Source organism: Streptomyces bobili (genome assembly GCF_002154575.1).
Taxonomy (GTDB): domain Bacteria; phylum Actinomycetota; class Actinomycetes; order Streptomycetales; family Streptomycetaceae; genus Streptomyces; species Streptomyces bobili.
Genome location: NZ_MUBA01000043.1, coordinates 42,940 through 51,249, shown reverse-complemented (window position 1 = coordinate 51,249; position 8,310 = coordinate 42,940). Strand labels below are relative to the sequence as shown.

Annotated in this window: 5 protein-coding genes; 2 read left to right on the top strand and 3 right to left on the bottom strand. The window is 66.7% G+C overall.

Going from position 1 to position 8,310, the window contains the following annotated elements:
• Window positions 1-13: 13 nt before the first annotated feature.
• The 3 genes from BZL64_RS04200 to BZL64_RS04190 all read right to left on the bottom strand — a co-directional run bounded on the left by BZL64_RS04200 (window position 14) and on the right by BZL64_RS04190 (window position 2,985).
• Complete coding sequence (locus BZL64_RS04200) at window positions 14-163, bottom strand: LuxR C-terminal-related transcriptional regulator (protein ID WP_244205173.1); 150 nt, start codon at window positions 161-163, stop codon at window positions 14-16.
• 285 nt (window positions 164-448) lie between these two features.
• On the bottom strand, window positions 449-1,276 hold the full coding sequence (locus BZL64_RS04195; RefSeq protein WP_244205172.1) for an SGNH/GDSL hydrolase family protein: 828 nt from the start codon (window positions 1,274-1,276) through the stop codon (window positions 449-451).
• 560 nt (window positions 1,277-1,836) lie between these two features.
• A complete protein-coding gene (locus tag BZL64_RS04190; RefSeq protein ID WP_086766275.1) occupies window positions 1,837-2,985 on the bottom strand; it encodes a serine hydrolase domain-containing protein in 1,149 nt (382 codons plus the stop codon).
• A gap of 781 nt (window positions 2,986-3,766) precedes the next feature.
• On the opposite strand from BZL64_RS04190, the gene BZL64_RS04185 reads away from it, so the two are divergent.
• Entirely contained in the window at window positions 3,767-4,216 is a 450-nt protein-coding gene (locus BZL64_RS04185) for a DUF5707 domain-containing protein (RefSeq protein WP_086766273.1), read from the top strand.
• A gap of 823 nt (window positions 4,217-5,039) precedes the next feature.
• On the top strand, window positions 5,040-8,153 hold the full coding sequence (locus BZL64_RS04180; RefSeq protein ID WP_086766271.1) for an AfsR/SARP family transcriptional regulator: 3,114 nt from the start codon (window positions 5,040-5,042) through the stop codon (window positions 8,151-8,153).
• The last annotated feature ends 157 nt before the right edge of the window (window positions 8,154-8,310 follow it).

The following is an 8,310-nucleotide window of genomic DNA, read 5'->3' as shown; positions in this document are numbered from 1 at the left end:
GGCGAGGATCGTCCTATGGACCCGGTCGTGTAGTTCGAGCTTGCGGAGCGGCGCATTGATGTGGGGACACTGTGTCGACGGTGATGCCGAGGTGCTGGGCGATTTCTGTGGAGGAGAGTCCTGCGGAGATGAGGGTGAGAACACCGCACTCACCCTCAGTCATGGGTCTTGGCCGGGACGTCGAAGCCGTGTTCTCCGGGGTCGCGCTTCCCTGCAGCAACGACCCCACCGAGGGCGTCAGCACCCGTTTCGGCACCGCATCCTCCTCGGATAGCAGCACGCTCCGTAGCCATCGGAAGAGACAGGGCTTTGATTGGACAGTCCCTTGCTGAGGGGGCCTTGGCAGAGGCGGCGATGCTGTGGCCCATGAAGTACGTCTGAAGGGCTGAGAGCAAGGCAAGGGCGGCCCGTGCCGAATGGCACGGGCCGCCCCGCATCGCCGCACTGCCTACGGCTTGCGGATCTGGTCCAAGGTCGCGACCGCCATGAACAACTGGCCGGCACTGTTGGGATGGGCTGCCATGGAGGCCTCGCCCGGAGTCAGGGACTCGATGTAGCGCCGCTGGCGAGGCTGGCACATGTCGTACCCGATGGTGGCTTTGTAGGTGTCCGCGTAAGAGACACCGGTGCCGCCGCCGGCGGCCCTACGGGCCAGGGCGCGGTTGAGCTTCAATGTCGTGTCCCGCAGGAAGGCGAAGTCCTGTCGGGCGAAAGGAACTTCGGCGCATCCCACGCCGTTGTCGGGGAAGAGGGCGGGGTATCCGACCACGACGATCTTCGCGTCTGGGCTGCGCCGCCTGATGTCGGTGATCACATCGCGGACGCGGCCCTCCATCGTGTTGATGCGCTCACCGAGCACGTCCTTGCCGGTGGTGAAGTACTTCTTGCACGGGCTGCCGTTCGGATCCGAGGACTTCACCAGCGCGCAGGTGGTGAGCACGCTGGTGAAGCCGAGGTCGTTGCCTCCGATGGTCAGGGTGACCAGCTTGGTGTTCGGAGTCAGCGCGTTGATCTGCGGCGGCTTGGACCCCTGGGCGTTCCAGATGCTGCGCGTCGTGGCGCCACTGCACGTGACGTCCTTGAACGCCAGGCTCTCGCCCGCGGACGTACCAGCGACGATGGAGGGGTAGCTGCTCGTGGTGCGGTCGCACTCGGCGTCCTTCACCACCCGCAGACCGGCTCCCGAGGCGTATGAATCCCCCATGGCCACGAAGTTCGGGCCGTCAGCGGCCGCCTGGGTCGGCGCCGCGAGCGAGAAGAGACTCGCTCCTGTCACGGCGGTCACCGCGGCTGCCCGGCACATGCCGGACAGCCGCCTTGAGTTCTGCGTCATCACGCCCCTGAAAGAATTGGTGGTTGGACGGGCCGGGTGTCGCGGTCGCGAATCCGGCGGAGACGGAAACGGTGAGGGCTCCCGCCTTCGGAGTCCTCGGATCGGCCGGGTGTGTTGCACCAGGTTGCGTGCCCCGGCATCAAAGGCTCCCTCGATAGACCACAACGTGCGTTCTGGTACGCCGGTTCACTCGACCCGCGTCAGCAGCTGCCTGCCGCTGAATGCCGGCGGACGCCGCGAGGTCGCCGGCGCTCTCCTCGGCGTGACGTGTAGCTGCCAGACGCCGTTCAGACTCGCGGTCAAGGAGCGGGGGCGGGCGGGATAAGACATGCAGTAGGCCTACCGTGCGCCGATCCGGCTCGGGGTCCGGAAGTACGTCGCCCTCAGCGCGGCCAACAGTGGTGTCGCAGGGGATCTGGTTGAAGTCTCCCTGCAGAACCTGGGTTTCTCCTCCGCTGGTGCCCGGGCGGAAGGTGCGCTCCTGCTGGCGGAGTGGGTTGGCTTCAGTTCGACGAGCCCAGGGCTTCATAGACATGCTTGATGTAGCTGTGGGTGCGCTCCGAGCCTAGGATGCCGTCGCCCAGCCGGTTCATCGTGTATGCGAACGTGATGCGCCGGTCGAGGTCCATCATGACGATCGAGCCGCCGCGACCAACCCAGAAGCAGACTGTTCCGGTGGGCATGTGCGGCATCGTCCTAGGGTCGGCGAGCGCATAGCCGACGCCCCAGCGCACGGGGATGCCGAGGAACAGGTCGACTCCATCGGCCTGTACGTCGAAGATTTTGTCCACCGTGTCCGAAGAGAGGAGCCGGAGGCCGTTCACCTTGCCGCGTCGTGAGATCACGGAGAGGGCACGGGCCAGGCCTCGTGCATTGCCGTATCCGTTTACGGCTCCGAGTTCGGCGCGACGCCACTGCGGGGTGTCGACGTGCTCGTCCCGGGCGGGGCTGCCCAGTAGCGTCTTGGTGAAAATTCTCTCGGGATCAAGATCGGCGAATCCTTGAGGAAGCTGCGACGGCGGTACCAACTCGGCGATACGCGGCCAGTCGGCTTCCCGTGCACCGATCTGGACGTCGGCCTCCAACGGCTTGGCGATCTCGGTGTCGACAAAGTCGGTCAGGGTACGTCCACTGACCCGCCGGACGAGCTCTCCCACCAACTGCCCCTGGGTCTGCATGTGATAACCCGAGGCGCTCCCGGGCTCCCACCAGGGCGCCTGCCCGGCCAGCCGAGAGCTTGCCGTCGGCCAGTCGTACAGGTCATCCATGCTGAAGGGCTGTTGCCAACCAGAGAGCCCTGAGGTGTGTGCCAGGACGTGGCGCACCTCGATGTGCTGCTTGCCTTGGGCGGCGAATTCGGGCCAGTACTCCGCGACCGGGCGGTAGAGGTCCAGGGCTCCTCGGTCGGCGAGAATAAGTGCCGCGAGGCTGCTGAGGGTCTTGGTGGTAGACCACAGGCCTACCAACGTGTCCTTGTGCCACGGAACGGTCCGCGCTGCGTCACCGTGCCCACCCCATATGTCGACTTCCAGGACGCCGTCGACATCGACGGCGATGGACGCCCCCAACTCCTCGCCGGACTCGAGGTGTGCTGACAGCGCCGCTCGGACGGGTTCGAACCGAGCAGTGCTGCTTCCTTCGACGATCACCATATTTTCCTCACTGTGGACGAGGTTCGTATAGCCACTCAACGGAGTAGCCCTCATCTTGGTTCACGTCTTTCCGCAGCTCACCGGAGTTCCTTCAGGGGGCCTGTTTGCGCGGGTTACCCACAGTGATCATCTATGTCATTTGGTCCGCCTGGTGCCTGGGTTCGACTGGAGGGGACGTTTGTCGGATGCGTTCTCCGAGGTCGTCCGGCGAGGTCGCTCGCGGAGGCTGCTGGGTGACCGGTTCTCGTGCGAGTTGTCGACACAACGCATCGTGATCCTGCACGAGCACAGGCGGTACGGAATGCGAGTCGAACAGAGGCGAAGTCACCGCCGACGGCACAGCGTGGAGGCGGTACCAGCGGCCAGAAGAAGGGGGGATGCGAGCGGAGGTCGCGTTCACCGTCTTTGGTCACATCACCGGGCCGGACGCAGGACAGGAGCACCGGAATCAGCCGCTCGCCGCTTGGTGTCAAAGCCATCGCCGCTGGTGAGCGTCCCAGATCCGGCTGGAGGCGGCTTTCGTTCTCTCACCTGGGTTGCACAGACGCCGGTGCCCGCGGGGGACAGCGCGCAGGTGTTCTCCACCTCTGGTTAGACGCGGTAATCATCCAGCCGCCCGAGGAACGCGCTATGCCCCGGGCCATAGTCTCGTACACATCGGGAAGGGGACACACCAACTGCTCAACCAGTGCCCTTTCCCCTCTGTGCCGTGCTTCGCCCTCCCTGCTCCGGTCAGCAGGCGGACCATGCCTGTTTCCACACCAGTCCGAAGGAATCTGCCATGTCAAAGCGTGTTCTCGTCTCGTCGCTCGTCGGTGTTGCTGTCATCGGTGGAGTGGTCGCTGGTGGCCTCGCCATGGCCTCAACCGCCACGGAGATGACCCTGGAGAACGGCTCGGCCCGGTACGTCGCGCCGGTCGGCGGCAACGCCGGCTCGATGACGTTCACTGCGGAGGTGCGTGACGAATCGGGCGTCCGGGGCCTCAAGGTCGTTGCATGGCCCGCGAGTTCGAGACTCGACCCGACCGAGACGGAGCTGCGGCACGTGGACAGTGCCATGTGCCGCGAAGCCACCGATGGCTTCTCCCGCTGCACCTACACGCTGAAGGTGACGAAGAAGGAGGCAACTGAGCTGGACCAGGGTGCTTGGCACGTCTCGGCGCTGGCGACTGCCAACGACGGGGGCACGGTGTACCTGCCCCGCGCCGCCACTTTCGACGTCAACCACTGATCCGACACTGCAGCCGGGTACCTCAAGAAGTGCCTGGGCAGCCGCGCAGCGACGATGCAGTACAGGAGTCTCTGCCATGCGCAGTCGAATGAGGAGCGCTGCCGGATCCGAAGCAAGGGTCCAGCGAGGCAGCAGACGCCGTAGGCCGGTAGGGGGACAGGATGCAAACGCGCTCACGGCGGCGCACGCCCAAGCTGGTTGGACGGAGCGAGCCAGCTCGGATGTCTAGACGGTATGTGCCGGATCGGTACAGCTGCTAGGCGATAGGCATGTCCCGGAAGCCCGGAAGCCCGGAAGCCCGGAAGCCCGGAAGCCCGGAAGCCCGGAAGCCCGGAAGCCGGGAGCCGGGAAGCCCGGTTGCCGGAGGAGGTTCGACGCTCTCGTGCGACGTGGTCGCCACGTGAGCACTGGGCCGACCCCAGTGCCTGAGCCAAGGAGATGGGGCGCGTGGGAGCCATCACAGCGGTTGATCAGGGAGAGCTCCTCCCAGGCCACCCGGTCGGCGAACGAGGAACGGCTGCCCGTAGGGGTGGTGTTCGGCGGGTGAAACGCTTGCAGCGGCTGACGTCCTACCTGGCATACGGAGGGGCCCGATCGCTCCCATCGCGGGCGTCGCTGCCCGCCTCGGGCGAACAGGGCCGCCGCGACAGGGCTTGTTACGGTCACTCGGGTGTCCGGTCGACGCTCACCACGCCCATGGCGCTTCCGGCGGTGCACGGGGGACCGGCTGCCTGGGGGCGGGAGTGCGCAACTCGCATGCCATCGGTTATGTGTGTGCGTATAACGTAGTTGATCGGGGTGCGGGGTGGATACGGTGAGGGCTGTGGGGCAGGGGCTTGATTTCGGGCTGTTGGGGCCGCTGGTGGTGCGGCGGGCGGGAGTGGTGCTGGATGCGGGGAGACGCAAGCAGCGGCTGTTGCTGATTCGGTTGTTGCTTGCCAGCGGCCGTGCGGTTGCTCCTGAGACGTTGTGTGAGGAGTTGTGGCCGCAGCGGGCGGGACATGCGCCGGGTGGGGCTATGCCCTCTCTGCACGCCCATGTCAGCAAGGTGCGTGCGGTTTTGGAGCCCCGGTATCTGCGCGAGCAGCGGGCTTTCGAGGTGCTGGTCACGGAACCTTTGGGTTATGCCCTGCGTGTTGCACCGGAGTGTCGGGACACTGTGCGTTTTGAGCGCGCTGTAGCCGAAGCGCACCGGTTGCTCGGTCGGGGTCAGTCTGGGCACGTTGTTGAGGATGTCGATCGGGCCCTGCACATGTGGCGCGGTGCCGCGCTCGCCGATGCAGCGCACTACCTGTTCGCCGCCCACGAGGTCGCACGCTTGGAGGAGTTGCGGCAGACCGCGCGGGAGATCCGTACCACCGCCCTGCTCCTGGAGGGGCGGTTTACCGAGGCTGTGGATGCGGCGCAGGAACTGACCGCACAGCATCCTCTACGGGAAACGGGCTGGGCCTTGCTGTTGCGCGCCCTGTACCTGGCCGGCCGGCACCCGGAGGCGCTGCAGCGCTACACGGACTTGCGCCGGCATCTCGCCGACGAGCTCGGCCTCGAACCCGGCCCTTCGCTGTGCGCCCTGCATCACGGCATCCTCCACCATGACCTGCCCCCACTACGTCCAGACGACGGGGTGCAGCGGCCTGACCACGCGTCTGTTCGTGGCGGGGACGCCGGGCACGGCCGCGCTCCGATCCGGCCGGCCTCCGAGGCGCAGGAAGGGGCGACGAGGACTGCGCCTGTCAACGTCTCGCCACCCGGCGGCACCGCAGGCGCGCCCGCCGACGCAGCGAACCCGCCGGGCGCCAGCAGCGACCCGGCCTCGGCTGGTGAGGGAACCGAGCCACCGTCCCTGCGGCGTCCGGCGCAACTTCCGTCGGCTCTGCCGGTGTTTGCGGGGCGGGCCACTGAGAGCGCGTGGCTGTCTGCTGCGGGTGGAGCGCCTGGCCGTCCTGGGCAGTGTGGTGTTGCTCCTGTCGTCGTCATCGGTGGTGCTCCAGGTGTCGGTAAGACGACCTTCGCCGTTCACCACGCCCACAAGATTGCCTCTTTGTTTCCTGACGGGCAGCTCTTCGTCAACCTGTGCGGGTTCCACCCCCACAGCCCTGCTGTGGAAGCGGGTCATGCCCTGCACGGATTTCTCACCGCTCTCGGTGTTTCCGCGCAGCGCATTCCCGAGGACACCGCCGGCCGCAGCACCCTGTTCCGCAGTCTCCTGGCCGGCCGGCGGGTGCTCCTGGTCCTGGACAACGCCCGCGACGAGGAACAGGTTCGTCCCCTGCTGCCCGCCGGAGGCGGCTGCCTCACCCTAATCACCAGCCGTAACCAGCTCCCCGGTCTCATCGCGGCCGACGGAGCCAGGCCGTTGCCCCTTCCGTTGCCCTCACAGGCCGAGGCCTACGAAACGCTGGCGCGGAGGCTGGGGGCGGAGCGCCTGGCCGCCGAGCCCGCCGCCGCGGACGAGATCATCGGCCTGTGCGGACGCCTGCCCCTGGCACTCGCTGTGGTCGCCGCCCGAGCCGAACTCGACCCCACCTTCCCCCTGCAGGCCATCGCCGACGACCTGCGCGCCCACGACGGCCTGGACGCACTGACCGGCTTCGACACCACGACCGACGTCCGCACGGTGTTCTCCTGGTCCTACCAGTCCCTGGACAGGCCCGCCGCACGTCTCTTCCGCCTCCTTGCCCTTCATCCCGGGCCCGACATCAGCGCCCCGGCGGCCGCGAGCCTCGCGGGGCTCTCGCCCGCCGAAACACGCCGGACACTCGCCGCCCTGACCCGGTGCTGTCTCGTCGAGCAGCCACTGCCCGGCCGTTTCATCCTCCACGACCTGCTGCGCGGCTACGCCACCGAACTCACCCACACCCACGACGACACCGGTGAACGCCACCGCGCTACCGTCCGCGTCCTGGACCACTACATGTTCACCGCCTACACAGCCAACCGACTCTTCAAACAGAACTCGATGCCCGAACTCGACCTCGGCCTGCCGAACCCGGGCGTCATTGCGGAAGGCCTGACCACCATTGAACAGGCGGACCGATGGCTGGCTGCCGAACGGGGGGTGCTGAGCGTCATGTTGCGTACCGCCGTCCAGGAAGGCCTGGAACAGCACATCACCGGGCTTTCCTGGTCACTGAAGGAATATTTGAACCGCCAGGAGTTCTGGCCGGAGGCCATCACCGCACTGACCCCCGCCCTGGAAGTGGCGCGGCGCCGGGGCGACCGCCTGGAAGAAGGCCGCTGCCTCAGACACATCGGCAGCATCCACGGCTACCTGGGCCATCAGGACGAGGCCCTCGACCACATGCAACGCGCCACCACTCTCTTCGAAGAACTCGACGCGGTCGGCGAACAAGCCCGCGCCCACTACGCGAAGGCCTGTGCGTTGTACCTGTTCGGCCGGGTCGAGGAAGCCGTGACGTTCTCCGAGCGAGGACTCGCGCTGTCTCGGGCGATAGGTGAAGAGCTGTGGTTGGCCGAGTGCCTCGTCGAACTCGCCTGGTTTCACTCCCACTTGCGCCAGCTCGAAAAGAGTCTCGCCTACAGCCAGGAGGCCATCGCTCTGTTCCAGCGCCTGGACGCACCCTGGCAGGAAGCTCAAGGCATGGAGGTTCTGGGCTACACCCTTCGCCTGATGGGCCGATATGAAGAATCATTGGCTACCTACCGGCAGGCGATGGAGGAGTTCAGAGGACTAGGGGATCACAGAAACGCCATCGGCTCGCTGATGCGACTGGGCGACACCCGTCTGGCTATGGGTGACCGGGACGCCGCCCGAACGGACTGGACCCGCGCGCTCGCCAGCGCCGAACAACAGGCGCTGTCCCGCAGTGCCCAGGAACTACGGGAGCGGATCACCGCCCTGGACAGTAACGCGGACTCTGCGATCACGCTGCTCGAGAGGTCCTACACCTTGAGGACTCATTCCGGCCCCGGCTGATGCCGCTACCCGGCCTGCGGGCCGACGCCGTAACCGCGGACGCACTGCCAGGGGCCCTGAACGTCAGACGGCTGTGAAACAGCTTTGCGAAGTAACTCCGTTCCGGTCTTGCCGACGGTTCCTGCGAGCGCCCGGCACCAAACCCAGGCCGGGCACC

Excerpts from the sequence above, each read along its gene's own strand:
- BZL64_RS04185 (WP_086766273.1), top strand. The coding sequence starts at position 3,767 with ATGTCAAAGCGTGTTCTCGTCTCGTCGCTCGTCGGTGTTGCTGTCATC.
- BZL64_RS04190 (WP_086766275.1), bottom strand. The coding sequence starts at position 2,985 with ATGGTGATCGTCGAAGGAAGCAGCACTGCTCGGTTCGAACCCGTCCGA.
- BZL64_RS04200 (WP_244205173.1), bottom strand. The coding sequence starts at position 163 with ATGACTGAGGGTGAGTGCGGTGTTCTCACCCTCATCTCCGCAGGACTC.